The organism is Stenotrophomonas mori (assembly GCF_023556335.1).
GTDB lineage: Bacteria > Pseudomonadota > Gammaproteobacteria > Xanthomonadales > Xanthomonadaceae > Stenotrophomonas > Stenotrophomonas mori.
Genome location: NZ_JAIKTS010000003.1, coordinates 172,485 through 197,301, shown reverse-complemented (window position 1 = coordinate 197,301; position 24,817 = coordinate 172,485). Strand labels below are relative to the sequence as shown.

Annotated in this window: 22 protein-coding genes; 2 read left to right on the top strand and 20 right to left on the bottom strand. The window is 71.2% G+C overall.

Annotated features, from left to right (window positions below):
- Nucleotides 1-57: 57 nt before the first annotated feature.
- Both K5L01_RS10390 and K5L01_RS10385 read right to left on the bottom strand, forming a co-directional pair.
- Nucleotides 58-480 (bottom strand): VanZ family protein, encoded by a 423-nt coding sequence (locus K5L01_RS10390; protein ID WP_425603880.1) that lies wholly within the window; start codon nucleotides 478-480, stop codon nucleotides 58-60.
- A gap of 11 nt (nucleotides 481-491) precedes the next feature.
- The gene (locus K5L01_RS10385; RefSeq protein ID WP_250064321.1) at nucleotides 492-1,676 is read right to left on the bottom strand and encodes a class I SAM-dependent methyltransferase; all 1,185 of its coding nucleotides are present in this window, start codon (nucleotides 1,674-1,676) and stop codon (nucleotides 492-494) included.
- A gap of 54 nt (nucleotides 1,677-1,730) precedes the next feature.
- Here K5L01_RS10385 and K5L01_RS10380 point away from each other — a divergent pair, with 54 nt between their 5' ends.
- Complete coding sequence (locus tag K5L01_RS10380) at nucleotides 1,731-2,468, top strand: pteridine reductase (protein WP_250064320.1); 738 nt, start codon at nucleotides 1,731-1,733, stop codon at nucleotides 2,466-2,468.
- A 383-nt stretch (nucleotides 2,469-2,851) separates the two neighbouring features.
- Here the strand turns inward: K5L01_RS10380 and folK are convergent, their stop codons facing one another.
- From folK to K5L01_RS10320, 12 genes are all read right to left on the bottom strand, one after another.
- On the bottom strand, nucleotides 2,852-3,355 hold the full coding sequence (folK, locus tag K5L01_RS10375) for a 2-amino-4-hydroxy-6-hydroxymethyldihydropteridine diphosphokinase (protein WP_250064319.1): 504 nt from the start codon (nucleotides 3,353-3,355) through the stop codon (nucleotides 2,852-2,854).
- 103 nt (nucleotides 3,356-3,458) lie between these two features.
- A complete protein-coding gene (locus tag K5L01_RS10370; RefSeq protein ID WP_250064318.1) occupies nucleotides 3,459-4,982 on the bottom strand; it encodes a hybrid sensor histidine kinase/response regulator in 1,524 nt (507 codons plus the stop codon).
- Nucleotides 4,983-4,988: 6 nt separating this feature from the next.
- Nucleotides 4,989-5,429: a response regulator gene (locus K5L01_RS10365; RefSeq protein WP_250064317.1), complete on the bottom strand. Its 441-nt coding sequence runs from the start codon at nucleotides 5,427-5,429 to the stop codon at nucleotides 4,989-4,991.
- 12 nt (nucleotides 5,430-5,441) lie between these two features.
- Entirely contained in the window at nucleotides 5,442-7,253 is a 1,812-nt protein-coding gene (locus K5L01_RS10360; protein WP_250064316.1) for a sensor histidine kinase, read from the bottom strand.
- 100 nt (nucleotides 7,254-7,353) lie between these two features.
- Nucleotides 7,354-7,749, bottom strand: a complete 396-nt coding sequence (locus tag K5L01_RS10355; RefSeq protein ID WP_250064315.1) for a BON domain-containing protein — start codon at nucleotides 7,747-7,749, stop codon at nucleotides 7,354-7,356.
- Complete coding sequence (gene gnd / locus K5L01_RS10350) at nucleotides 7,739-8,653, bottom strand: phosphogluconate dehydrogenase (NAD(+)-dependent, decarboxylating) (RefSeq protein ID WP_250064314.1); 915 nt, start codon at nucleotides 8,651-8,653, stop codon at nucleotides 7,739-7,741. Before gnd ends, K5L01_RS10355 begins: the two co-directional genes overlap by 11 nt.
- Nucleotides 8,638-9,909, bottom strand: a complete 1,272-nt coding sequence (locus K5L01_RS10345; RefSeq protein ID WP_425603879.1) for a hypothetical protein — start codon at nucleotides 9,907-9,909, stop codon at nucleotides 8,638-8,640. Before K5L01_RS10345 ends, gnd begins: the two co-directional genes overlap by 16 nt.
- A 177-nt stretch (nucleotides 9,910-10,086) precedes the next feature.
- The gene (locus K5L01_RS10340; RefSeq protein ID WP_250064313.1) at nucleotides 10,087-12,258 is read right to left on the bottom strand and encodes a carboxy terminal-processing peptidase; all 2,172 of its coding nucleotides are present in this window, start codon (nucleotides 12,256-12,258) and stop codon (nucleotides 10,087-10,089) included.
- Nucleotides 12,259-12,441: 183 nt separating this feature from the next.
- Nucleotides 12,442-13,452, bottom strand: coding sequence for a lipoyl synthase (lipA, locus tag K5L01_RS10335; RefSeq protein WP_250064312.1), 1,011 nt, complete (start codon nucleotides 13,450-13,452; stop codon nucleotides 12,442-12,444).
- Nucleotides 13,453-13,468: 16 nt separating this feature from the next.
- The gene (lipB, locus tag K5L01_RS10330) at nucleotides 13,469-14,173 is read right to left on the bottom strand and encodes a lipoyl(octanoyl) transferase LipB (protein WP_250064311.1); all 705 of its coding nucleotides are present in this window, start codon (nucleotides 14,171-14,173) and stop codon (nucleotides 13,469-13,471) included.
- The gene (locus K5L01_RS10325; RefSeq protein WP_250064310.1) at nucleotides 14,161-14,439 is read right to left on the bottom strand and encodes a DUF493 family protein; all 279 of its coding nucleotides are present in this window, start codon (nucleotides 14,437-14,439) and stop codon (nucleotides 14,161-14,163) included. Before K5L01_RS10325 ends, lipB begins: the two co-directional genes overlap by 13 nt.
- Nucleotides 14,440-14,603: 164 nt before the next feature.
- Nucleotides 14,604-15,584 (bottom strand): CsgG/HfaB family protein, encoded by a 981-nt coding sequence (locus K5L01_RS10320; protein ID WP_250064309.1) that lies wholly within the window; start codon nucleotides 15,582-15,584, stop codon nucleotides 14,604-14,606.
- A gap of 293 nt (nucleotides 15,585-15,877) precedes the next feature.
- On the opposite strand from K5L01_RS10320, the gene K5L01_RS10315 reads away from it, so the two are divergent.
- Nucleotides 15,878-16,921, top strand: a complete 1,044-nt coding sequence (locus K5L01_RS10315; protein ID WP_250064308.1) for a lipid A deacylase LpxR family protein — start codon at nucleotides 15,878-15,880, stop codon at nucleotides 16,919-16,921.
- An 83-nt stretch (nucleotides 16,922-17,004) separates the two neighbouring features.
- Here the strand turns inward: K5L01_RS10315 and K5L01_RS10310 are convergent, their stop codons facing one another.
- The 6 genes from K5L01_RS10310 to rodA (K5L01_RS10285) form a co-directional block, all read right to left on the bottom strand.
- Entirely contained in the window at nucleotides 17,005-18,228 is a 1,224-nt protein-coding gene (locus K5L01_RS10310) for a CsgG/HfaB family protein (protein WP_250064307.1), read from the bottom strand.
- Between the two features lie 302 nt (nucleotides 18,229-18,530).
- Nucleotides 18,531-19,736, bottom strand: coding sequence for a D-alanyl-D-alanine carboxypeptidase family protein (locus K5L01_RS10305; RefSeq protein ID WP_250064306.1), 1,206 nt, complete (start codon nucleotides 19,734-19,736; stop codon nucleotides 18,531-18,533).
- Nucleotides 19,737-19,848: 112 nt separating this feature from the next.
- Nucleotides 19,849-21,003: a septal ring lytic transglycosylase RlpA family protein gene (locus tag K5L01_RS10300; protein ID WP_250064305.1), complete on the bottom strand. Its 1,155-nt coding sequence runs from the start codon at nucleotides 21,001-21,003 to the stop codon at nucleotides 19,849-19,851.
- Nucleotides 21,000-22,142: a lytic murein transglycosylase B gene (gene mltB / locus K5L01_RS10295; RefSeq protein ID WP_250064304.1), complete on the bottom strand. Its 1,143-nt coding sequence runs from the start codon at nucleotides 22,140-22,142 to the stop codon at nucleotides 21,000-21,002. The genes K5L01_RS10300 and mltB overlap by 4 nt, the downstream gene beginning before the upstream one ends.
- A gap of 343 nt (nucleotides 22,143-22,485) precedes the next feature.
- A complete protein-coding gene (gene rodA / locus K5L01_RS10290; protein WP_250064303.1) occupies nucleotides 22,486-23,583 on the bottom strand; it encodes a rod shape-determining protein RodA in 1,098 nt (365 codons plus the stop codon).
- Nucleotides 23,584-23,708: 125 nt separating this feature from the next.
- Nucleotides 23,709-24,791 (bottom strand): rod shape-determining protein RodA, encoded by a 1,083-nt coding sequence (gene rodA, locus K5L01_RS10285; RefSeq protein WP_272494180.1) that lies wholly within the window; start codon nucleotides 24,789-24,791, stop codon nucleotides 23,709-23,711.
- Between the last annotated feature and the right edge of the window lie 26 nt (nucleotides 24,792-24,817).

Below are 24,817 nucleotides of genomic sequence, written 5' to 3'. Positions count from 1 at the left end.
GGCCGGGGCCGCAGCGTCCATGCGCGGTGGCGCCGGGAGCCGTCCCGGCGCCCGCGGCTAGGCGCGCGGCTGCAGCCGCAGCAACAGGTCGCGCAGCGGTGTCAGCGCGGTCGCCAGCCCCGCAGCCACGCCGAGGGTGTTGGCCAGGACATCGTAGGGATCGGCGCTACGGGTCGCGGTCAGCGTCCCCTGCGCCACCTCGATGCCGATGCCCAGCGCCACCAGCGCCAGGCCGGCCGTCCACACCGGGCGGCCCGGCCGGAACAGCTGCACGGCGCTGGCCGACAGCAGCAGGTAGGCGATGAAGTGCTCGGCCTTGTCGCCGTTCTCCGGCAGCGCCGGCAACGGCGGCGGCGGCACCAGGCACGCCACGATCACCACCAGCACCGCCAGCGCCCACAACCCGCTCCAGAACGGCAGGTTGCGCAACGGCTTCAACGGCAGCCGGCGCAACGCCCGCCCCGCATCGCCTCCGTGCACGGGCCCGCGGTTCACAGGCGCCAGGTCAGGTCGCCCATCGCAAACGCCGCCGACAGGTCCACGTCACGGCTGAAACCCATCACCTGGAAGCGCTCGCCCATCTCGGTCGGCAGGGTCAGGCGCTTGAACTGGTCGCGCAGGCGCATGCGCTCCGGCTCGTCGGCGCCCTCGGCGGCGTCCTCCAGCAGGGCGGCGATGCCGTTGCCGAGCAGGAAGCCGGCCTGGTGGCTGTAGCCGGCCAGGTCGAAGCCGGCGCCGGTGCCGGCCTCGGCCAGCGCGGTGAAATCCACCGACGCGGTGATGTCCTGCAGGCCCGGCCAGCGCAGCACATCGTTGTGCACATGGTGGCGGTAGAACGCCCGCAGGGTGCCGTCGCGACGGTCGTCCTGGTAGAACTCCGACCGCGCGTAGCCATAGTCGGCGAACAGCAGCGCGCCGCGGCGCAGGCCGCCGGCCACCGCCTGGATCCAGTACGGCAGCTGCGGCAGCACTTCGGAGCGGTAACCGTCGGCGAACGGCCGTTGCAGATCGCGTTCGACATGGCGCACCGCGCCATGCAGCAGCAGGTCGGCCGGCTGCACGCCGCGCACGAAGCGCGCTTCGCCGTCCAGCTCCACGGTTTCCTCGTAGACCTCGCCGCCCTCGACCAGGAACCGCGGGGTCGGCAGCGCGTCGATCACCTCGTTGGCGAACAGCACGCCCTCCCAGGCATCCTGGAACGGGCCGTCCAGCCACTCCACCCGCGCACCCAGCTCCGGTGCCAGCGCGCCCTGCAGGCGCTCGCGCTGGCGCTCGCGCAGGTCGGCGCTGGGTTCGAGGATGGCGTAGCGCGCCGGCAGCGCCTCCAGCACCGCCAGGCGCTTGAGCACCGCCTCGGCGAACGCGCCGCTGCCCCCGCCCAGTTCCAGCATCCGCGCCTGCGGCCCCAGCGCCCGCAATGCGGGAGCCAGGGCATTGGCGGTGGCCTGCGCGAACAGCGCCCCCATCTCCGGCGCGGTGAGGAAATCGCCGCCGCTGCCGAACTTGCGGGCACCGGCGCTGTAGTAGCCCCAGCCCGGCGCGTACAGCGCCAGCTCCATGAAGCGCGAGAACGGCATCGCACCGCCCTGGGCAAGGATCTCGGCGCGCAGGTGCGCGGCCAGCTGCGCACTGTGGGCCAGCGCGTCGGAATCGGGCAGGGGCAGGTCGGAATGCATGGAGCGGCGGTTTGCGGGGACAATGCACAGGATAGCCGAGCGAGGAAAACGCAGATGACGGATCCCCAACGGGTCGCCCTGGTCACCGGAAGCGCGCGCCGCATCGGCGCGGCCATCGCCCGCCACCTGCATGCCCACGGCTACCGCCTGGCGCTGCATGCGCACCGTTCCGGCGAGGAGCTGCAGGCCCTGGCCTTCGACCTGGAAAGCGAACGTCCGGGCAGCGTGCTGGCGCTGCAGGCCGACCTTGACGACCCGCAGGCGCTGCCCGACCTGGTGGAACAGGCGGTGGCGCATTTCGGCCGCCTCGACGCCCTGGTCAACAACGCATCCAACTTCTTCCCCACTCCCCTGGGGACGGTCGAGGCCGCGCAATGGGATGCGCTGTTCGCGGTCAACGCGCGCGCACCGTTCCTGCTCGCCCAGGCCGCCGCCCCGCACCTGCACCGCCAGCGCGGCGCCATCGTCAACCTGACCGACCTGCACGCCAGCCAGCCACTGCGCGACCACCCGGCGTATTCCGCGGCCAAGGCCGCACTGGAGATGGTGACCCGTGCACTGGCGCTGGAGCTCGCCCCGCACGTGCGCGTGAACGCCGTGGCGCCCGGCGCGATCCTGTGGCCGGAACAGGGCAAGAGCGAACAGGCCAAGCAGGTCCTGATGGCCCGCACGCCGATGGCCCGCATCGGCACCCCCCACGAGATCGCCGCGGCGGTGCGCTGGCTGCTCGACGACGCCGGCTACATCACCGGCCAGACACTGCGCCTGGATGGCGGACGGACCCTGACCTGAGCAAGCTGGCGGGGTTTCATGGGACCGCGCCAGCGGGGCACGGCCCCGCTCTACAACGGATGCGGATAGCCGCCTGTGGCGCCGGGCCATGCCCGGCGGGGTTTCATGGGACGGCGCGCGCGGGGCACGGCCCCGCTCTACAACGGATGCGGACAGCCGCCTGTAGCGCCGGGCCATGCCCGGCGGGGTTTCATGGGACGGCGCGCGCGGGGCACGGCCCCGCTCTACAACGGATGCGGACAGCCGCCTGTAGCGCCGGGCCATGCCCGGCGGGTTTCATGGGACGGCGCCCGCGGGGCATTGCCCCGCTCTACAACGGATGCGGGAAGCCGCCTGTGGCGCCGGGCCATGCCCGGCGGGCTTCATGGGGCGGCGGCCCCGCTCTACAGCGACGGTCCGGGGGCGGCCAGGTCGACGGTGTCGAATGCGTCGCCGTGCTGGGGATGCGCGTCCCACAGCTGCCGCAGGCTGAGGCCGCGGACCGGGTCGATGAAGTCCGGGGCGATATCGGCCAGGGGCTTGAGCACGAAGGCATGCTTGAGTTCGGGCCGCGGAATGCGCAGGTGGCCCGGCCCTTCGACCACCAGGTCGCCGTAATACACCACGTCGATGTCCAGGGTACGGTCGCTGAAACGCGGGCCGCTGCGGTCGCGGCCATGGGCGTCCTCCACCGCGTGCAGCCAGGCGTCCAGCACCGGCAGCGGCAGGTCGGTCTCCAGCAGGACCGCGTTGTTGAGGAAGTCCGGGCCCTCGAACCCGACCGCCGGCGTGCGGTAGGCCGGGGACACCACGAGCGTCCCGAAACGTGCGCGCAGCACCTCCACCGCCGCCTGCAGATGGTGGTGCGGGCGCACGTTGCTGCCCAGGCTCAATAGCACGGTCGTCATCGGAGGTCGGCTCGTCGTGGCAGGCCGCCACGCGCGGGAATCGGGCGCACATGATAGTGCAGCGGCCGGCCGCACGGACCCCGCGGTCCGCGCCGGGCCGGCGTCAATGGCTGCCGAGCGCGTCGGCCACGGCGCGGAACACGCGCTGCATCTCCAGCGGCCGCGGCAGGACATGCACGCTGATTCCCGAGGGCGCCAGGCCGTCGGCGAAGGCCTCGTTGTCCTTTTCCTCGAGCACGATCGCCGGGCCGCCATACCCCATGGCCTGCATCTCCGAGAGCAGCTGGCCCGCCGACAGCAGGGTGATGCCGCTGTCCACCAGCACCACCTCCGGCATCCCGGCCTCCTGCAGGTGGCGCATCGCCGCCGCGCCGTCGGCCGCCAGCCGCACGCGGTAGCCCTGGCTGGCCAGGGCGTTGCCGAGCAGCGACAGGCGCGTGGCCTCGTCGTCCACGATCAGGATCGGCTGGCCGCGTCCGGCCGGGAGCACCGGCATGGCGCCATCGCGCGGCGCCGGTGCCACCGCCGCCGGCAGCGGCAGCAGCAGGTCGAAACGGGTGCCCTCGCGCAGGCGGCTGCGCACCGTGATCTGTCCGCCCAGGCTCTCGACGATGCGCTTGCACGACATCAGCCCCAGGCCGGTGCCGTTGGCCTTGGTGGTGAAGAACGGGCTGAACAGCCGCGCCACGGTCGCCTCGTCCATGCCCGTGCCCTGGTCCTGCACGCTGATCCGCAGGCGCTCGCCCCCGGTGGCCGGCTCGCGCTCGGCCAGCAGGGTCAGGCAGCCGCCCTCGGGCATGGCCTGGATCGCGTTGAGCGCGAGGTTCAGCAGCACCTGCTGCAGTTCGGTGTAGTTGCCCTCCACCGCCAGCCGGTCGTCGCGCACCTCCAGGTGCAGGTCGACATTGCCCGGCAGGCTGCTCTTGAGCAGCATGCCCACGGCCTGGAACAGCCGGTGCAGGACGATGCGTTCGCTGGGCAGGCGCGAGCCGCGCACGAAGGACAGCATGGACTCGACCATCTCGTGGCCGCGGCGCCCGCACTCGGCGATCACATCGGCCAGCCGCACCACCTTGGGGTCCTCGCTGCGGTCGCGGATCAGGTCCGGGACGATCAGCAGCGGCTGCAGGATGTTGCGCAGGTCATGGCTCAGGCCGGCGGCCAGCAGCGCCAGGCTCTCCAGCCGCTGGGCGCGCATCAGCTCGTCCTCGACCCGCAACCGTTCCATCTCGCGCCGCGCCTCGCGGATGGCGCGCGCCACCGCCGACGGCAGCCGCGCCGGCTGGTGCTTGATGATGTAGTCGTTGGCGCCTTCGTGCAGGGCCTGCACCGCGGTCTCCTCGCCCATCGTCCCGGACACGAAGATGAAGGGCACCAGCGGATGCAGTTCGCGCAGGATGCGCAGCGCCTGGTAGCCGGAGAACCCCGGCATGCTCAGGTCGGACAGCACGATGTCCGGCGTCCAGCGCGCCAGCAGCGCGCGCATCGCCTCTTCGTTGTCGACCCGCTCGAAACCGGCCTCCAGGCCGGCATCGAGCACCTGGTCGCACAGCAGTTCCGCATCCTCGGCCGAATCCTCGACCAGCAGGATGCGCAGCGGGCCCAACGGGGTTCCCTTGTTGGGCATGACGGCTTACTCCAGCTCGGGGGCCTGGTTGATGACCGCCCAGAAGGTCCCGAGCGTCTTGACCGCATTGAAGAACTGGTCGACGTCCACCGGCTTGACCACGTAGGCGTTCACGCCCAGGTCCCAGCTGCGGGCCAGGTCGCTTTCCTCGCGCGAGGACGACAGGATCACCACCGGCAGGCGCTTGAGGTCCTCCTCGGCGCGGATCCGCTGCAGCACCTCCAGGCCGTCCATGCGCGGCATCTTGATGTCCAGCAGCAGCACCGCCGGCAGCCCTTCCTCGCGGTCGGACCAGGCGCCGCGCCGCAGCAGGAAGTCCAGTGCCTCCACGCCGTCCTCGACATGCACGATGGGATTGGCCAGGCGCGCGTCGCGCAGCGCGTCGATCGCCATCTCGGCATCGGCGGGACTGTCTTCGGCAATGAGGATGGTACGGAGCGGATTCATGCGGGGTGGACCTCAGCTGTGCGCGTCGGGCGCGGAGGGGGGAAGAACGAAATGGAAGGTCGCGCCCTGGCCCAGCTGCGCTTCGGCCCAGATGCGCCCGCCGTGGCGGGTGAGCACCCGGCGTACGCTGGCCAGGCCGATGCCCGTCCCCGGGTAATCGCTGGCCTTGTGCAACCGCTGGAACACGCCGAACAGCTTGCCTGCGTACTGCATGTCGAAGCCAGCACCGTTGTCACACACTGTGAACTGCTGGCTGCCGTCGGGCAGCTGCTGCGCGGACACGTCGATCACCGCGTGCTCGCGGCCGGCGGTGTACTTGACCGCATTGCCGAGCAGGTTCAGCCACACCTGCCGCATCATGTTCTCGTCGGCGACCATCACCGGCAGCGGGCCGATGTTCCATTGCACGCTGCGTGCGTCGCTGTCCGCCTCGCTCTCGGTGCGCAGGTTGGAGTCGAGCATCGCGCGGGTGTCCGCCACCAGCGACTGCATGTCCACCGCCTGCATGCGCATGGCACCGCGCCCGAGCCGGGAGTAGACCAGCAGGTCGTCGATCAGCGCGGCCATGCGCTGGGCGGCATCGCCGATGACCTTGAGGTAATGCTGGGCCTTGTCGTCGGCGTCCTCGCCCAGGTGCCGCGCCAGCTTGTCGGAGAAGCCCGCCACGTGCCGCAGTGGCGCGCGCAGGTCGTGCGACACCGAATAGCTGAACGCCTCCAGCTCGCTGTTCACTTCCTCCATCTGCGCGACCTTGCCCTCGAGCTGGCGGTTGAGCTCCTCCACCCGCAACTGCACCGCCCGCTGCAGGGTGACGTCGCTGACCGTCATCAGCACCACCTCGTCCTCGGTATCGGGCAGCGGCATGCGCCGGGCGTTGATCAGCATGAAGCGCACCCGGCCGTCGGCGCCGCGCTGCTCGTGCTCGTAGTCCCACAGTTCGCGGCCGCGCAGCAGCACGTCGGCCAGACGCTGGCGCACCATCCCATCGGCCCAGGCCCCGTCGCCGACGGTGTGCAGCAGCCGGCCGTTGACGTCGTCGTCGGCACCGTCCTCGCTGTAGAGCTCGGTGAACGCGGCGTTGTGCAGCACGATGCGCTGCTCGCCGTCCAGCAGCACGATCGGCTCGCGCACCGTCTGCAGCACCGAGCTGGCCCGGGCGCTGGCCTGCAGCATGCTGCGCTCGGCACGGGTACGGTGGCCCATCTGCCGTTTCAGCAACCACAGCACCAGCCCCAGCAGCAACAGCTGCGCGGCCATCGTCGCCCAGGTGACCACCGTCGACAGGCGCTGCTGGCGCACCGCCGCGGCCACCCGCTGCACCAGCAGCTCGTTCTCGTCGCGCTGCAGCTCCATCGCGATCTCGCGGACCGGATAGCCGAAGGCCATCTCGTTGATCAGCTCGCGCTGGCGCGGCGATTCGGCGCTGCTGGCGATCTGCTTGGCGAGCGCCATGCGCCGCTCCAGCATCGACGACATGCGTCCGATCCGGAGCAGTTGCGCCGGGCTGTCGCTGACCAGCCGGGACAGCTCCTGCAGGGTGTCGCTGATATCGTCGGCGCGCTGCAGCCGCTGCTGCAGGGCCTCGGATTCGACCCCCTTGGAAAGGGTCAGTGCGGCCGATTCCACATCGCGGATATCGGCCTGCAGGATGTACAGCCGCGCGCTCACCGCCTGGGTGTGCGCGACCCAGTTGGCGGCATTGACGCTCTCGTGGGAGAGCCGCAGCAGCAGCAGCGACGGTACCGTGACGATCAGCAGCGCGGCCAGCCCGAGGCCGGCGAACCGCCAGCGGTCGCGCGCATCGTCGGTGAATCGAACCCTCATTCCCCTTCCCCGTTCATCGTGTGCCCCCCATGGCCGCCTCCGGCCGTCCATTGCGCCCCCGGGCCGATCGCCCCGACGCCAGCCTGCCCCATCGCCACGGTCAGGGCGCTCCCGGGACCAGCCCGACCTGCAGCGCGCCGGCATCCACCTCGACCACGCCCCTGAGGCCGCCGGCGAGCGCGGTCACCTGCTCCAGGGTGAGGGCGTTGTCGACCCGCCCGTCCAGCACCACCCGGCCGTCCAGGGTGTTCACCTCGACCTGTGCGGCCCCGCGGCGCTGCAGGGGCACCAGCGCCGCACGCAGCCGGGTGCTGATCCAGGCATCGCTGACCTCGCGCGGCGCCGCCGGCAGGGGCGGCAGGGGCGGCAGCGGAGGCGCCGGCGGCAAGGCCACCGCGCCCAGCGGCAGCGCGAGCGCCAGCAGTACGCCGCCCAGCTGCGGCCAGGGCGCTCGCCGCCCCGCCGCCCTCCGGCCCGGCATTCCGTCACGGGCCATCGTTGGCCGCCTTGACCGCATGCCCGCCGAAGCCGCTGCGCATCTGCGCCAACAGCCGGTCGGCGAACGAGTTGGACTCGCGCGAGCGCAGCCGCTCCAGCAGCGAGAGCGTGATCACCGGCGCCGACACCTCCAGCTCGATCGCTTCGTTGACCGTCCAGCGCCCTTCGCCCGAATCCTGCACATAGGGGGCGATGCCCTCCAGGCCCGGATTGCGCTGCAGCGCCTCGGCGCTGAGGTCCAGCAGCCAGGAACGGACCACGCTGCCGTGCCGCCACACCTCGGCCACCTGTGCCAGGTCCAGCTCGAATTCCTGCTTTTTCTGCATCAGTGCGAAGCCTTCCGCGTAGGCCTGCATCATGCCGTACTCGATGCCGTTGTGGACCATCTTGCAGAAATGCCCCGCCCCCACCGGGCCCACGTGCGCCCAGCCGCGGTCGGCCGCCGGCGCCAGCGCCTGCAGCGCCGGCCGCAGCCGCGCCAACGCCGCCGCCTCGCCGCCCAGCATCAGGCAATAGCCTTCCTCCAGGCCCCAGACCCCGCCGCTGGTGCCGCAGTCGACGAACGCCACCCGGGCCTGCCCGCAGCGCTGTGCGCGCCGTGCCGCGTGGCGGTACCAGGAGTTGCCGCCGTCCACGACCAGGTCGCCCGGCGCGAGCAGCGGCAGCAGCTGTTCGAGCACCGGGTCGACCGCTTCGGCCGGCACCATCAGCCACAGTACCCGCGGCGACGGCAGCGCCTGCACCAGCGCCTCCAGGCTGTCGGCGGTGGCGCCACCGGCTGCGGCCAGGCGCGCGCGGGCCTCCGCGCCCGGATCGAATCCGGTCACCTCCAGGCCGCCGCGCTGCAGACGCTGCGCCATGTTGGCGCCCATCCGCCCCAGTCCGATCATGCCCAGTTCCATACGTTGCCTCGTGGTTGGATGAAGGAGGTGGACGCGGTGCAGTCGCGCAGCTGCGCCCGCAGCCAGCGCCTGAACAGCGTCGTGTGCAGATTGTGCAGCCCCAGCTCGATGCTGTAGGGGGTGCGCGGATTGCGGTCCAGCAGGCGCGCGATGTGGTAGCCCAGCGGACGCACGCCCTTGGGGTGCACATACACATGCACCCCGGTGTAGACCGGGTCGGCGAGCACGGCGTCCATCTGCGCCAGCAACGGCCGCTGCGCCTCCGGCACCGCCGCGCGCAGCGCCGGATCGCGCGCATACAGCAAGCGCTCGAAACGCCGCCGGCCACTGCCCGGGAACTGCCGCGACAACGCCCACAGGCGCCGGTTGAGCGCATCGTAGTGTTCCAGCCCGCCGTGCCGCGCGAGGGCATCGGCCGCTTCCGCGCTCACCTCGGTGATCACGAAGTTCTCGGCCTGGTTGTTGATGTCGTCCAGATAGTGCTTGTCGAACACATGGACGATGAAACCGGGCACGCCGACGAAGGCCTGGCGGCCCAGCCGGGAGGTCCGCACCGCCTTGCCGTCGGCGAACAACTCGCCGGCGTTGCTGCCCAGCAGGATGCTCGGCGTGTCGTGCAGGGTGAGGAAGGTGCCGATCGACAGCTCGCCCGCCGTGAATTCGCGGTCGAAGCCGGCCTCGCCGTACAGTTCGCGCTGGGTCGCCAGCTGCGCCACCTGGCGCCCCACGCCGCATTCGGAACGCACCCACCCGCTGTAGAAGGCCTCGATCGCCGCGGTGTTGCCGCCGGCCGGGGCATAGCCGCGCCCGAAGCTGCGGAACCGCTGCCAGCCCTGCGCCTGCGCTCCGCGCGGGCCGAATCCGATCCAGCCCAGCTGCAGCGCGGAAAAGCGGTAGCCGGAGTTGGCCTGCAGCCGTGCGGTGGCGCGGCGGGTGGCGTCCCCCAGCACGAAGGCGTAGGCACACAGCGTGGCCGGGTGTTCCAGCAGGTCGCGGTAGACCTGGTCGCGGCGGTCGGCGTCATAGCCGCGCGGCACCCGCACCTGCAGGTCGCCGTGCTGCCAGGCCGCCTCCAGCGAGGCGCGCCGGCAAGGCGTACCGCCATGGACCGTCGGCACGCGCACGTCGGCGTCCCGCACCTGCCATCCCAGGCTCTGCAGCAACGGCAGCAGGCACCCCGCGCCGGCGGCGGCGGGTGCCATGCCCAGTACCAGCACGGCGACGGCCGGCAGCACATGGCGGCCGGTCCGGGTCATCGGCGGGCGCTCAGGCCGGTCGCGGCCGGTCCCGGGGCGGGCCCGTCGCGGCGCGGACCCGCGGGGCGCGGGGCGCGCGGCAAGGCAGGGCGCGAACGCCTGCGCATGGCATCTCCACATCCGGGACGACCCCGGAGCATAGCGCCGCCCGCGTGGAGGAAACCTGACGGCGCCGGTTCAGTCGGCCCAGCGTCCGGGGCCGGTGGACTGCGGCAGCACCTGCGCCGACAGCGGGCGGTCGTTCTCCAGCAGGTTCACGGCGTCGGCCAGGATCGAGGCGGACTCCTTCAGCAACGGATCCGGGCGCTTTTCCGCCGCCTTTTCGCGGGCCGCGTCCTTGACGATGTCGCGCTCGTTGCCGGTCAGGCCGTCGTCGCTGCCGTCGTCGGCCAGCGGGTCCAGCGGCAGCCCCAGGGCCTTGCGGATCTCCTGGCGCTGCTTGCGCTGCGTTTCCTGGCGGTCGCGTTCGGCACGGCGCTCGGCCTCGTTGAGCGAGACGTACTTCTTGGCCGCCTCGGTGCGGAACTGGTCCACGTCCTCCTGCCACCACTGGAATTCGCGGTCGTCGCGGATGCGGGTGGTGTGGCGGGCCTCCAGCCGCGGCACGATCGGCGCGAAGTTCCCGTAGCGGGTATGCGGCACCGCGGCGATGCGGGTCCACGGCAGCGCGTTGTCGTAGGTGCTCTCGCCGAACTCGCTGGCATCCACGCTGGCCGGGAACGCCAGGTCCGGCACCACCCCCTTGTGCTGGGTGGACGAGCCGCTGACGCGGAAGAACTGGGCGATGGTCAGCTTGACCTGGCCGAAGCGCTCTTTCTCGCTGGCCGGCCAGCGGTCCAGCGGCACCACGTTCTGCACGGTGCCCTTGCCGAAGGTGGTCTCGCCGATCACCAGACCGCGACCGTAGTCCTGGATGGCGCCGGCGAAGATCTCCGAGGCCGAGGCCGAGCCGCGGTTGATCAGCACCGCCAGCGGACCGTCCCAGGCCACCCCCGGGTTGCGGTCGCTGTTCACGGTGACGCGGCCGCCGGATTCGCGCACCTGCACCACCGGGCCCTGCTCGATGAACAGGCCCGTCAATTCGATCGCCTCGTCCAGCGAGCCGCCGCCGTTGTTGCGCAGGTCCAGCACCACGCCGTCGAGCTTGTCGGCCTTGAAGCCGGCCAGCAGCCGGCCGACGTCGCGAGTGGCCGAGGCATAGTCGGTGGCGTTGCGGCGGCGGCCCTCGAAGTCCTGGTAGAACGTGGGCAGCTTGACGATGCCGATGCGGCGTTCGGGCTCACCGTCGACACCGGGGATGGTCATCGTCTCGCCCTTGGCGGCCTGCTCGGCCAGCCGCACCTTCTGGCGGGTCAGGGTCACCATGCGGTGCTTGCCGTCCAGCCCTTCGGCCGCGGGGATGTACTCCAGCCGCACCTGGGTGTCCTTGGCGCCGCGGATCTTGGCCACCACATCGTCGATGCGCCAGCCGATCACGTCCTCCATCTGGCCGGAGCGGCCCTGGCCGACGCCGACGATGCGGTCGCCGGGCTGCAGCGTGCCGTCCACCGAGGCCGGGCCGCCGGCGATGATCTCGCGGATCACCACCACGTCGTCCTGGCGCTGCAGCTGCGCGCCGATGCCCTCCAGCGACAGCGACATGGCCTGGTTGAAGTTCTCCGCCGTGCGCGGCGTGAAATAGTCGGTGTGCGGATCGACCGCACGCGTGTAGGCGTTGAGGAAGATCGAGAACACGTCCTCGTTCTTCCATTCGTTGATGCCCTTGAGCAGGGTGGCGTAGCGCTTGTCCAGGGTCTTGCGGATGTCCGCGGCGGACTTGCCGGCCAGCTTCAGCCGCAGCCAGTCGTTCTTGACCGACTTGCGCCACAGTTCATCCAGCTCGGGGGCGTCCGCCCATGGCACGTCCTTGCGGTCGTAGTCGAAACGCTCCTCGACGGCGAAGTCCGGCTCCTGGCGGAGCAGCTGCCGGGCGTAGGCCACGCGCTCGGTCACGCGCTGGCGGTAGACCGCGAACACCTCGAAGGCCGGGTCCAGTTCGCCGCCACGGATCGCCGCGCCGGTGCGCTCGGCCAGGCCGGCGAACCCGTCCACGTCCTCGCGGGTGAAGAACTGCTTGCCGCTGTCCAGCGATTCCAGGTAGCGCTTGAACACGTCCTGCGAGGTCGCCGCGTCCAGCGGCCGCGGACGATAGGCGTAGCGGCTGTCGGACAGCAGCCCGTACACCAGCCGCGCGGTGGTCGCCTGGTCGGGGGTCGCGGCGGCCGGCACCGCCGGTGTCGCGCGGGCCAGCAGCGCCGCCGGCACGGTCAGCGCGAAAGCCAGCAGGAAGGCGGGAACTCGGTAGTTCATCAAGATACTCGTGGCACCAGGCGGGGGTGGGCGGCGGACAGGCCGGACAACCGGACAGTGCCGCAAGTTTCGAGGCTTGTCATCCGGGCGCCCTCAGCCTAGCCGGCGCACCGTAGCGGAACGTGAACCGCGGCGGACGCCCGCGGCCCGCGGACGGACGGACCGGGCGCGGGACGGCGCGGATCAGGCGCGGACGCCGGCACCGGCGGCCTGCTGGTCGGCATGGTAGGACGAGCGCACCATCGGGCCGGACGCCACGTGGTGGAAGCCCAGCGCGTAGCCGTAGTCCTCCAGCGCCTTGTACTCCTCCGGCGTCCAGTAGCGCAGCACCGGGTGGTGGTGCGGGGTGGGCTGCAGGTACTGGCCGATGGTGACCATTTCCACGTCGTGCGCACGCAGGTCGCGCAGCGTCGCCTGCACCTGCTCCAGGGTCTCGCCGAGGCCGAGCATGATGCCGGACTTGGTCGGTACGCCCGGGTGCTGGGCCTTGAACTTCTGCAGCAGGGTCAGCGACCACTGGTAGTCCGCGCCCGGACGCACGTTGCGGTACAGGTCCGGCACCGTCTCGATGTTGTGGTTGAACACGTCCGGCGGGTTGACCGCCAGGATCTCCAGCGCGCGCTCCATGCGGCCCTTGCCGCGGAAGTCCGGGGTCAGGATCTCGATGCGGGTACCGGGGCTGAACTCGCGGATCGCGCTGATGCAGTCGACGAAATGGCCGGCGCCGCCATCGCGCAGGTCGTCACGGTCGACGCTGGTGACCACCACGTACTTCAGGCCCATGTCCTTGACCGTCTGCGCCAGGTGCAGCGGCTCGGCCGCGTCCGGCGGCTTGGGGCGGCCGTGGGCGACGTCGCAGAACGAGCAGCGGCGGGTGCAGACCTCGCCGAGGATCATGAAGGTCGCGGTGCCGTGGCCGAAGCATTCGTGGATGTTCGGGCAGCTGGCCTCCTCGCACACCGTCACCAGGCGGTTCTCGCGCAGCTTGGCCTTGAGCTGCTGCACGGCGTTGCCGGAGGGGATGCGCACGCGGATCCAGGAGGGCTTGCGCAGCACCGGCGCATCGGCGAACTGCACCGGCGAACGGTTGATCTTGTCGCCACCGAGCTGCTTGGCGCCGGCCTGCAGCGACGCGGACGGAAGGTCGCCCTGCACGACCTGCAGGGGGATGGAGCGGCTGGTGGATTCTGTCATGGCGTTCCGGCGGCCTCTAGCGCCGCGTAGTCAGGTCGGGCAATCGGGGATCGGCGTTCAGGTCCAGGCCGAACTGCCTGGCCAGGTGGGACAGCAGCACCGGCTTGACCGCTTCGACGCCCGAAGGGCCGCCCAAGTCTAGCACCGAGGTCACCTGCATCCCGGCGTAGCCGCAGGGGTTGATGCGATGGAAGGGCTCCAGGTCCAGGCCGACATTGAAGGCCAGTCCATGGAAGCTGCAGCCACGGCGCACGCGGATGCCGAGCGCGGCGATCTTGGCGCCGCCGACATACACGCCCGGCGCGCCCTCCAGGCGTTCGGCGACGATGTTCCACTCGTCCAGCGTGTCGATGATCGCCTGCTCGATGCGGCAGACGTAGTCGCGCACGCCGATGCCGAGGCGGCGCAGGTCCAGCAGCGGGTAGACCACGATCTGCCCGGGGCCGTGGTAGGTCACCTGGCCGCCGCGGTCCACGTGCAGCACCGGGATGTCGCCCGGCGTCAGCACGTGCTCGTCCTTGCCGGCCTGGCCCAGGGTGAACACCGGGTCGTGCTCGACCACCCACAGTTCGTCGGCACCGTCCTCGCCGCGGGCGTCGGTGAAGCGCTGCATCGCCTGCCAGACCGGCGCATACGGCTGCCGGCCGAGGTCACGCACGGTCGCCGTGCGGCGCACGGCCGGCGCGGCCGTGCCCGGACGGGCCTCGCCTACAGCGTCCACTTCACTTCCGGGTGGTCGCGCAGGGCCTGGTGCGCGGCGTCGTACTGCTCGCGGCTGTCGGCCTTGAAGGCGATGCGCACGGAGACGTACTTGCCGTTGGAGGAGTGCTTCCAGCTGATGCGCTCGCTGAGCACTTCCAGGCCGGCGTCCTGCAGCCGTTGCGGCAGCTCGCGCTCCAGGCCGATGTTGGCCGCGCCCATCGCGCTCAGCTCGAAGGTGCCGGGGAACTGAAAGCCGTGTTCGGGGTTGTCGGACTTGATTTCCATGCCCGTCATTATCAGGGCGCGGCCCGGCAAACCCAAGGCCGGAAAGGACGAAAGGGCCGCTGTCGGCGGCCCTTTCGCGGAAAGCTGCGTTGTCCTGCCCGGGGGCGTGCCGGCCAGCGGCCGGCGCCTGCCCGGTCGCACCGGCCGATGCCGGTGCAATGCGCTTACTTGGACAGTTCCAGCAGGGTGGAGGACACCCAGCCCTTGTTGCCCAGTTCGTCCTCGACCTCCCACATCACGCCCTGCTTCTCGCCGGTCGGGTACAGCATCATGCCCGGGTCCAGCGAGCGCACCGCCGCGCCGCTGCCGGCGGCATTGGCCAGCAGCCGGCCCGGGCGGACCACGGTGACCGCCTGGTGGGCGTTGGACGCCGACGGGTTGTCGCTCAGGCCGCCGAGCTGGGCGACGATGTCGGTGTAGGCCTGCAGGTAGGCCATGGTGATGACCTGGCCGATCTCGGTGTTGGCGTAGCCGCCGACCCCGGCACCGCCGAAGCCGCTGCCGCCGAACAGGCCACCGCTGGCGCCGAAGCCGACATCGCTCTTGCGCGCCGACCCCTCGGAGATCGCGACCTGCTCGGAAGAGCGCACGTCGGTCACGGTCAGCACCACGTCCGCGGTCTTGTTGCGGAAGTTCAGGCCGCCGACGACCGCGCCGGCCTTGCCGCCGATCAGCCCGCCGAGCAGGCCGCCGATGGCGTTGCCGCCGGCATTGCTGTTCTGCGAGATCAGGTCCGGCACCATCACGTAGTCAGCGGCACGGATCTGGCCCTTGCCGACGTTGGAACGGCCGCGCAGGTCGCCACTGGCGGCCAGCTCGCGCTCGAACTGGCCGGCGGCCATGCCGGCGCCACGGTCGACCAGGGTGAAGCAGCGCGAACGGTTGACGAACACCTTGATCAGGCGCGACGGCGCCGGCAGCTGCTGGCCGGTCCACCAGTGGGTGGCGTCCTCGGGCTCGATGACCGAAATGGTGCCGATCGGGCGCTGGCAGACCGGGATGTCCGCCGCCGCCTGCCTGCGCTGCTCCTGGGCCCGGGTGCCGGTGTTCTTGAACGATGCCTGCGCCGGCTGCACCGACACGAGCGAAGCGATGCCCACGGTCAGGGCGGCGGCCGCCATCAGCGGCGAAAAGATGTTACGCATAGTGGTGTGTGTCCCCGTATACCTGCGCCGTTGCGCGGCGCGTTGCTTTGGCCAGAAAACCCCTCGGCGGTCGAGCTGAACTCTTGCGGGAGGCCAGTCTGGCAGGCGGCGGGGTGGTCGGGCGGGGATGCTACCCCAGCACCCTGACGCTTTCCAACACCTTCCGGCCCTCGCCGGACCAGCGGCCGCGTCGGCGGGCCCGACGGCGCAACGATGTGATCCGGCCCGACGGGCTGCCGGGCCACCGCCGGCAGGGCTAAGCTGGCCGCTTGCCCCACCTCCGGAACCCTCGGATGGCTATCCGCTCCTGGCTGCCCCTGGCACTGCTGGCGCTGCCCAGCGCCGCCGCCCATGCCGCCGCCACCTGTACCGGCAGCGCGCTGCGCGAACACCCGCCGGCGGTCAACTTCCGCGTCGACAACGACCTGTTCGGCGGCCGCCACCAGGACCAGGGCTATACCAATGGCGCCCTGCTGACCCTGGTCTCGCCCAACCTGCGGGACTACACCGACGACCCCTGCCTGCCGGCCCCGGCGCGCTGGCTCAACCGCCGCCTGGAACGCCTGCACCCGGGCCGGTTCGAGCAGCAGAACATGATCGTCAGCATCGGCCAGGGGCTGTTCACCCCCACCGACCGCAGCCGTGCCGACCTGATCGAGGACGACCGCCCCTACGCCGCCGCGCTGCTGGCCAACTTCGGCTACAACGCGCGCACCGGCAACCAGCTGCGCACCACCCAGCTGGCGCTGGGCGTGGTGGGCCCTGCCGCCCAGGGCAAGCAGGTGCAGGATGCCGTGCATCGCCTGCTCCACGATGAGAAGTTCAAGGGCTGGCAGCACCAGCTGCACAACGAACCCGTGTTCAGGCTGCTGCACGAACGCATGTGGCGCCGGCCCGCGCGCACCCCGGCCGGCTGGAGCTGGGACGCGATCGGCCACGGCGGCGCCGCGCTGGGCAACCTGACCACCCATGGCAATGCCGGCGGCGAACTGCGCGCCGGCTGGAAGCTGCCCGACGACTTCGGCAGCTCGCCGATGCGGCCGGCCGGCGAGAACACCGCCCCGACCCGTGGCGGACGCCTGCCGGGCTGGTCCGGGCACCTGTTCCTGACCGCCGACGCGCGCTGGGTGCTGCGCGACATCACCCTGGACGGCAACACCTTCCGGCGCAGCCACCGCGTGGACAAGCGCCACGTGGTCGGCGACCTCGGCTACGGCGTGGCGCTGATCCACGGCCGCTGGAAGTTCGCACTGGCCCGCTACCACCGCAGCCGCGAGTTCGAAGGACAGCGGGAACGGCCGGTGTTCGGCAGCTTCACCCTCAGCCGGACCCTCTGAGCGCCGGCCGCACGCCCGGACACGCCGGGAGTACACGCCGGCGCGGCCGGGCCCCGCGCCCGGCCATCGGCAAGCGCGGTGCGCTACTGGACGCTGTTCACCGCGACCTCGGGCACCCAGCCCTTGTTGCCCATTTCGTCCTCGACTTCCACCAGCACGCCTTCGCGCGCGCCTGTCGGGAACACCAGCATGCCGGTCCGCAGCTCGGCCACCGTCTCGGCCTGACTGTCAGCAGCGGCCAGCAGGCGGGTGATCCGGCGCACCACCAGGGTGTTCGCGTCGATGCCCTCCCGTCCAGCCGCCCTCGGCTGCTGCGCGTGCATCGCCACGGTCTCCTCGACATCGGCGGCCAGCGGCGGCTCAGCCACCGACGGCGCCCCTGCAGCGGACAATGCCGATGCGGCGGCTGCCGCGGCCGCCACTGCGGGCCTCACTCCCGGCACATCCGGCTGCGCCTCGCGCTCGAGGAGGCGCCGACCCTCCGGGCCCGCGGGGCCCGCCTGGGTATTGAGCAGAATGCTGCCCCCGCGACGCCCGCCAGGGCGCCGGGCCTGCCGGTCCATCACTTGCTCCATCAGGCTCTCGTAGGCGTCTTCATACGCCTTCTGGATCACCTGGCCGATCTCGGTATTCGTCCACCGCCCGGCATTCGCGCTTGCGCTGCCCTTGGGGCTGCCCGCGGCCGCGGCCGCCGACCAGGCGCGGTCGCTGATCCTGGCCTCGCCGGTGGTCGTGAACAACTGCGCCGACGTGCGCACGTCGACCAGCGTCAGCACCACTTCTGCCGTCTGCCTGCGGCTGCTCATGCCACCGGACAGCTTGCCCGCGACGCCCAGCGTGGCCACGTTCAGCGCTCCACCGATCAGGCCGCGCTTGGGCCGCCCGTTCGACACGCTGCCGCCTATGCTGCCGCCGCCGGCATCCTCGTTCTGCGACATGATGTCCGGAATCAGGACATAGTCGGCACCCAGCATCTGGGCATCATGGAGGTTCTGCCCCTCCGCCAGGTGCCCGGCGTTGGCCAGCGCGCGCTCCTCCTGCGCCGCCGCGAGCCCGACGCCGCGATCGAGCACTGTGAAACACTTGGATTCGTTCACCAGCACCCTGAGCATGCGCGAGGGCGCCGGCAGTCCATAGCTGGCCCAGGCCCCCAGCCCGTCATCGGGTTCGGAAATGCGCAAGGTTCCTTCCAAGGACTTACACTCTTTCTTGCCGAAGAAGGCATGGCTGGGAAGGTTCGTGGCGGCGATGGCAAACGCCACCGCAATGGCCAGCCGGGAGGCTGGCCTCTTCATTGAATACGTCATGTTTCCCCTGTTCCGGTACGCGGGCATGAGCCGCGGCCGGGACGCCCAGCCGTGGCGGGAGATGCGCGACCTCATCACACACTCTTCACGAAATTTTGTGGCGCAGCACAACGAGTGCCCTTCACCTCGCGCAAGCTTGTCCAGTGCCGCGAAACGGGAATCCGCGACAGCGCCCCCGGCCGTTCTCGCGCCCCTCGGCGCGGCCCGCTGATTCGGCCCGCGACCCCTGGCCGCAGACAGCGGAAAGCCGGCGCAGGCGCCGGCTTTCCGTGGGTCGCGGGAGGCGGGAATCCGCCGTCGGGTCAGGACTTCCACCACATCATGAAGGCGTCCCACAGCCGCCTGAAGAAACCACCCTCCTCGACCGCCTGCACCGCCACCAGCGGCGCCTCGGCGATGATCTTGCCGTCCAGCGCCACCTTGACCGTACCGATCTGCTGGCCGGCGGTGATCGGCGCCACCAGCTGCTTGGGCAGGTCCATGCTCGGCTTGAGGTCGGCGTAGCGGCCGCGCGGCACGCTGACCAGCAGCGGTTCGGCCACCCCCAGCTGTACTTCGCGGGAGGCGCCCTTCCATACGTGCTGCGCGGTCACGGCCTTGCCGGCCTCGTACAGGCGATGGGTCTCGAAGAAACGGAACCCCCAGTTCAACAGCGCCAGGCTGTCGTTGGCCCGCTGTTTTTCCGACGCGCCGCCCATCAGCACCGCGATCAGGCGCTGGTCGCCGCGCTGGGCCGAGCTCATCAGGCAGTAGCCCGCGGCCGAGGTGTGGCCGGTCTTGATGCCGTCCACACTGGGGTCGCGCCACAGCAGCTGGTTGCGGTTGGGCTGGGTGATGTTGCCTACGGTGAATTCCTTGATCTTGTTGTAGGCATAGGTCTCGGGATAGTCGCGCACGAAGGCGCGGCCGAGCAGCGCCAGATCGTAGGCGCTGGACAGGTGGCCCTCGGCGGTCAGGCCATGGGCGTTGACGAAGTGCGAGTCCTTCATGCCCAGTCTGGCGGCGTAGCTGTTCATCAGCTCGGCGAACACCTCCTGGCTGCCGGCGGCATGCTCGGCCAGGGCGATGGCGGCATCGTTGCCCGACTGCACCGCCATGCCTTTTTCCATGTCCTCCAGGCGCGCGGTCTTGTTGACCGGGAAGCCGCTGTAGCTGCCGTCGGTGCCGGCGCCGCCCTCGCGCCAGGCGCGCTCGCTCATCATCACCTGGTCGTCGGGCGAGATCTTGCCGTTGCGGCTCTCGGCGGCCAGCACGTAGGAGGTCATCACCTTGGTGATGCTGGCCGGCGGCACCGGCAGGTGGACGTTCTCGCCGGCGAGCACCTGGCCTGAGGCATAGTCCATAAGCACCCAGGCGGTGGAGGTGGACGGCGCCGGGGCCGGCGGGATCGACACCTGCGCCGGTGCCGCGGGGGCCGCCGGGGCGGGAGCCGGAGCGGGAGACTGGGCGGAGGCCAGGCCGATGGCGAAGGTGGTGGCCAGGGCGGCGGCGGCAAAACGGAATTTCATTGGAAAGCGGTTCCTGTCGTGACAAGGAAAAGTAAGGGCGGTCACTGCATGCATTGTAGGGCGAGGGCCGGCCGCCGCAGAGCGCGGGCCGCCCGGCGGCATCGCGGGAGCCTCAATCGCGGACGATCTGTGGACTGCCCAGTCCCAGACCGGCGATGCGGCCCGCGAGTTCCGCGGCCATGGCCAGGTCGTCGGCCGGTACCCGCAGGCGCCACAGGGTCCGGCCGCCGGCGACCACGTCGCTGAGGATGCCGCCGTGGATGCCCGCCGAACTCAGCCGGCCCAGGGCGCGGGTGGCGTTTTCGCGGCTGGAGAAGCTGGCGACCTGCAGCAGCACCGCCCCCAGCGTGTCGGTGGCCGGGGTCTCCGCCGGCAGCGCCTGCACGGTCACCGTGGGCGCGGCCGCGTCCGCGGCCTGCACCTGGGCGGCGGCCGGCGCGGCCGGCAAGGCCTCGACCAGGCGGTCCATCCGGCTGGGCGGGGCCGCCGCTGCCGTGGGGGCCGCTGCCGTGGGGGCCGCCGGCGACGGGTCCGGCGAGCGCCCGCGCGCGGCCCGGCGCTCGCCGCGCGACGCCAGCAGCGCGTCCTGCGCCGGGGTCAGGCCGCGCACCTCGACCCGCCCGGTGCCGCGCTGGGTGATGCCCAGGCGTACCGCCGCCGCATAGCTGAGGTCGATCACCCGGCCTTCGTGGAATGGACCGCGGTCGTTGACCCGCACCACCACCGATTCGCCGTTGTCCAGGTTGGTGACACGGGCGAAGCTGGGCAGCGGCAGGGTCTTGTGCGCGGCGGTGAACTGGTACATGTCGTAGACCTCGCGGTTGGAGGTCAGGCGGCCGTGGAACTTGGCACCGTAGTAGGACGCGGTACCGCGCTCGACATAGTTGTCGACCCGGCCCATCACCCGGTATTCCTTGCCCAGCACGACGTAGGGCGATTTGTTGCCGACCGCCGAGCGCGGCTCGTCGCGGACCAGCGGCTCGGGAATGCAGTCGACATCGGGCACATGGTCCGGGGTGCTGTCGCGCACGCCGGGGCGGTACAGCCCGCCGGCACGGTAATGCCCGCGGGTGTTCGGATCTTCCTGCGCCTGGGCATAGGGCGACCCTTCCGGGCAGTGCGGCGGGCGCCCGCCGCGGCCCTGCATGCTGCTCCCGGCCACCGCGCCGGAGCCGCTGCCGGCCGGTGCCTTGGAGCGAGACGGCGCACTGCTGCAGGCGGCCAGCCCGAGCACGACCACTGCAGGGACCAGCCACCGGGCCGTCATGCCGGCGGCAGCTCGCGGCCGGCGATCGCCTGCGACAGCTGGAAGACCGCCATCGCGTACATCTTGGACAGGTTGTAGCGGGTGATCGCGTAGTAGTTCTGGAAGCCCAGCCAGTACTGCTTGCCAGCGCTGCCTTCCAGCGTGATCGGCGTGGCCAGGGCACCGCCGGCGCGGACCGGAATCTGCGGCCGGTAGCCCAGCGCGGCCAACGCCTGCATGTCCAGGTTCGGCGTCCAGTCGACCGGGTTGAGCTCGTCGCGGCCGGCATCGAGGGTGGCCGGCACCGCCACCGTGCCGCCGCGCACCCAGCCGCCCTTCTTCACGAAGTAGTTGGCGATGGAGGCGAACACGTCGTCATGGCTGTTGAACAGGTCGCGGCGGCCGTCGCCGTTCCCGTCCACGGCATAGTCCAGGTAGCTGGACGGCATGAACTGGCCCATGCCCATGGCCCCGGCATAGCTGCCCTTGAGCGTGGTGATGTCCAGCTTCTCCAGCGCACCCAGTTCGAACAGCTTGGCCAGCTCGTCGCGGAAGAACAGCTCGCGGCGCACCTCGCGCTCGAGCTTGTCCGGATCGCCGCTGCGCGGGTACTTGAACGCCAGCGTGTACAGCGCGTCCAGCACCCGGTGGTTGCCGGTGTTGGCGCCATAGCTGGTCTCCACGCCGATGATCGCCACGATCACCTCGGCCGGCACGCCGGTGCGCTCCTGCACCCGCAGCAGCTCGGCGCGGTGCTCGGCCAGGAAGCGCTTGCCGCCGTCGATGCGCGCCTGGCTGATGAACATCGGCCGGTACTCGTTCCAGGGCTTCACCCGCTCGGCCGGCCGCGCCATCGCGGCGATGATCGGTGCGCGGATCTGCGCCTGCGCCAGCGTCGCCTCGATGTAGGCCGGGTCGATTCCGTAGCGCGCCGCGGTATCGCGCACGAAGGTGGCGCGGGCGGTCTCGAACGGCACCGGGGTCAGGTCCACCGGCGCCAGGTCGGGCTTGCGCTCCGGGACCGCTTCGGCCGGCGCAGCGGCGGCCGGCGGAGCGACCGGCGTTTCCGCCGTCTGCGGGGAGGGAACGGGGGGCTGCGGCGGGGTCGCGCAGGCGACCAGGCCGAGACTGAGGCAACTCATCAGGACGCGTCGGATCATCGCCGAAGCCTAACAGGTTACGGATGAATTTCCATCAATAACACCATGAATACCAAAGGGATTGACCCCTCGGTGCAGCGCGCGCCGGACGCGGACCGGCCGCGACGGAAACTGAATGCGCGGCACCGGAAAAATCAGACAGCGGCCGCATCCCCATCCCACGGACGCGGCCGCTGTCTGGACCGGAACCCTTCGGTCGCCGGGCGTCTCCCCACGCCCGTTCGACGGATTCCGGCCATGCCGGCCAACGCGCTGGCCGGCGGCTGCGGCGGGCGGGATTGTCGTCCGATTGCCGCAGCCGGCACTTGATCCAGATCAAATTCCGCGAACCGGCGTCCCACTTTCAACCGGCATGCACCGGCCGGTGCGCGCGCACCGCCATCACCAGGCCGAAGCCGGCCAGCAGCGACACCGCCGCGGTGCCGCCATAGCTGATCAGCGGCATCGGCACCCCCACCACCGGCAACAGCCCGGAGATCATGCCGCCGTTGACCAGCACATAGACGAAAAACGCCAGGCCCAGGCTGCCCGCCAGCAGCCGCGAATGGGTATCGCGGGCCTGCGCGGCGATCCACAGGCAGCGCCCGACCACGAACAGGTAGAGCAGCAGCAGCGCCACCACCCCGAGCCAGCCGAACTCCTCGGCCAGCACCGAGAACGCGAAATCGGTGGTCGATTCGGGCAGGAAATCCAGGGTGGCCTGGGTGCCCCGCCCCCACCCGCGCCCCTGCCAGCCGCCCGAACCGATGGCGATGCGCGACTGCAGGATGTTCCAGCCTGTGCCCAGCGCATCGGCGGCCGGGTCCAGGAAGGTCAGTACCCGGTCCTTCTGGTATTGCCGCAGCAACCCGAACCACGCCAGCGGCGCGGCCACCGCCAGGCCGCCGAGCCCGGCGCCGACCCAACCCCAGTGCAGCCCGGCCAGCAGCAGCGCGAACACCCCGCTGGCGGTGACCAGGGTCGCGGTCCCCAGGTTGGGCTGCAGCAGGATCAGCACCGCCGGCACGCCGATCAGCAGCGCCGACACCGCCACCGTGCGCGGCGACGGCGGCAACCGGCGCTGGTGCAGGTACCAGGCGATCATCAACGGCAGCCCCAGCTTGAGCAGCTCCGACGGCTGCAGGTAGAACAGCCCCAGGTTGAGCCAGCGCCGGCCGTACTTGCCGGTGCCGACCACGTAGACCGCCAGCAGCGGCAGCATCGACGCCGCGTACAGCCACGGCGTCCACGCGCGCAGGCGCGGCAGCGCCACCCGCGACAGCAGCCACAGGGTGCCGAGCCCGAGCACGAAGTGCAGCGCCTGGCTGCGCACCGGGCCGCCGATGCTGTGCAGCACCGCCAGCCCGACCGCCATCAGCGCCAGCAGCGCACCCAGCAGTGGGAGGTCGAGGGTACGGAAGACCTCGCGGCCACCGCGGAGGATCCAGGGATAGACCCGCATGCGCGCTCCCTGCGCCCCGGTCGCCGATCCGTGCAGCGGCCCGGGGAGGCCGTGCTGCGCGTGCAGCGCCGGCGGCGATGCGGCGGGTACCCTAGCGGCGGCGGCTTGCGCGAACCTTGCACGGCTCAGCCATGGCCGCCGTGCACCGGGTTGTGGCTGCGCGCGGCCATCACCAGGCCGAAGCCGGCCAGCAGCGACACCGCCGCGGTGCCGCCGTAGCTGATCAGCGGCATCGGCACCCCCACCACCGGCAACAGCCCGGAGATCATGCCGCCGTTGACCAGCGCATAGACGAAGAACGACAGGCCGATGGCGCCGGCCACCAGCCGCGAGTAGCCGTCGCGCGACTGCACCGCGATCCACAGGCAGCGCCCGACCACGAACAGGTAGAGCGCCAGCACCACCGCGACGCCGGTCCAGCCGAACTCCTCGCTCAGCACCGAGAAGGCGAAATCGGTGGTCTGCTCGGGAATGAAGTTCAGGTGCGACTGCGAGCCCAGCCCCCAGCCCTTGCCGGTGAGCCCGCCGGAGCCGATCGCGATCTTGGACTGGATGATGTTCCAGCCCGCGCCGAGCGCGTCGCTCTCCGGGTCCAGGAACATCAGGATGCGGTCCTTCTGATAGGGCATCAGCAGCCAGAACCAGGCGATCGGCGCGACCGCCGCGACCCCGCCCACACCCATGCCCACCCACCACCACGGCAGCCCCGCCAGCAACAGCACGAAGACCCCGCTGGCGGCGATCAGCACCGCGGTGCCGAAGTCCGGCTGCAGCATCACCAGCGCGGTCGGCACCCCGATGATCACCGCCGCCGCCAGCACCGCGGGGATCCGCGGCGGCAGCGGTACCCGGTGCAGGTACCAGGCCACCATCATCGGCATGCTGACCTTGAGCAGCTCGGCCGGCTGCAGGTAGAACAGCTTCAGGTCCAGCCATTGCCGGCCGTACTTGCCGGTGCCCAGCACGAACACCGCCAGCAGCGGCAGCATCGAGACCGCGTAGATCATCGGCGTCCAGGCACGGATGCGCAGGATCGGCATGCGCGCGATCACCCACATCGCCAGCAGGCCGACGCCGAAGCGCACCCCCTGCGCCATCACCAGGCTGCCGCCGCCGGCGCTGTCCAGCACCGCCAGCCCCATGCCCATCAGCGCCAGCAGCGCGAACAGCAGCGGCCAGTCCAGGCCGCGGCCGAGCCGCTGCACCATCTCCAGCAACCAGCGCAGGAAATCCC

Bases quoted from the DNA above. Each gene is read 5' to 3' on its own strand.
- K5L01_RS10345 (WP_425603879.1), bottom strand. From the start codon at position 9,909: ATGACCCGGACCGGCCGCCATGTGCTGCCGGCCGTCGCCGTGCTGGTA.
- K5L01_RS10355 (WP_250064315.1), bottom strand. From the start codon at position 7,749: ATGGCCCGTGACGGAATGCCGGGCCGGAGGGCGGCGGGGCGGCGAGCG.
- rodA (WP_272494180.1), bottom strand. From the start codon at position 24,791: ATGGTGCAGCGGCTCGGCCGCGGCCTGGACTGGCCGCTGCTGTTCGCG.
- K5L01_RS10340 (WP_250064313.1), bottom strand. From the start codon at position 12,258: ATGAACTACCGAGTTCCCGCCTTCCTGCTGGCTTTCGCGCTGACCGTG.
- K5L01_RS10360 (WP_250064316.1), bottom strand. From the start codon at position 7,253: ATGAGGGTTCGATTCACCGACGATGCGCGCGACCGCTGGCGGTTCGCC.
- K5L01_RS10320 (WP_250064309.1), bottom strand. From the start codon at position 15,584: ATGCGTAACATCTTTTCGCCGCTGATGGCGGCCGCCGCCCTGACCGTG.
- K5L01_RS10385 (WP_250064321.1), bottom strand. From the start codon at position 1,676: ATGCATTCCGACCTGCCCCTGCCCGATTCCGACGCGCTGGCCCACAGT.
- K5L01_RS10310 (WP_250064307.1), bottom strand. From the start codon at position 18,228: ATGACGTATTCAATGAAGAGGCCAGCCTCCCGGCTGGCCATTGCGGTG.
- rodA (WP_250064303.1), bottom strand. From the start codon at position 23,583: ATGCGGGTCTATCCCTGGATCCTCCGCGGTGGCCGCGAGGTCTTCCGT.
- K5L01_RS10315 (WP_250064308.1), top strand. From the start codon at position 15,878: ATGGCTATCCGCTCCTGGCTGCCCCTGGCACTGCTGGCGCTGCCCAGC.
- folK (WP_250064319.1), bottom strand. From the start codon at position 3,355: ATGACGACCGTGCTATTGAGCCTGGGCAGCAACGTGCGCCCGCACCAC.
- K5L01_RS10305 (WP_250064306.1), bottom strand. From the start codon at position 19,736: ATGAAATTCCGTTTTGCCGCCGCCGCCCTGGCCACCACCTTCGCCATC.
- K5L01_RS10370 (WP_250064318.1), bottom strand. From the start codon at position 4,982: ATGCCCAACAAGGGAACCCCGTTGGGCCCGCTGCGCATCCTGCTGGTC.
- K5L01_RS10365 (WP_250064317.1), bottom strand. From the start codon at position 5,429: ATGAATCCGCTCCGTACCATCCTCATTGCCGAAGACAGTCCCGCCGAT.
- K5L01_RS10325 (WP_250064310.1), bottom strand. From the start codon at position 14,439: ATGGAAATCAAGTCCGACAACCCCGAACACGGCTTTCAGTTCCCCGGC.
- gnd (WP_250064314.1), bottom strand. From the start codon at position 8,653: ATGGAACTGGGCATGATCGGACTGGGGCGGATGGGCGCCAACATGGCG.
- K5L01_RS10380 (WP_250064320.1), top strand. From the start codon at position 1,731: ATGACGGATCCCCAACGGGTCGCCCTGGTCACCGGAAGCGCGCGCCGC.
- mltB (WP_250064304.1), bottom strand. From the start codon at position 22,142: ATGATCCGACGCGTCCTGATGAGTTGCCTCAGTCTCGGCCTGGTCGCC.
- K5L01_RS10300 (WP_250064305.1), bottom strand. From the start codon at position 21,003: ATGACGGCCCGGTGGCTGGTCCCTGCAGTGGTCGTGCTCGGGCTGGCC.
- lipA (WP_250064312.1), bottom strand. From the start codon at position 13,452: ATGACAGAATCCACCAGCCGCTCCATCCCCCTGCAGGTCGTGCAGGGC.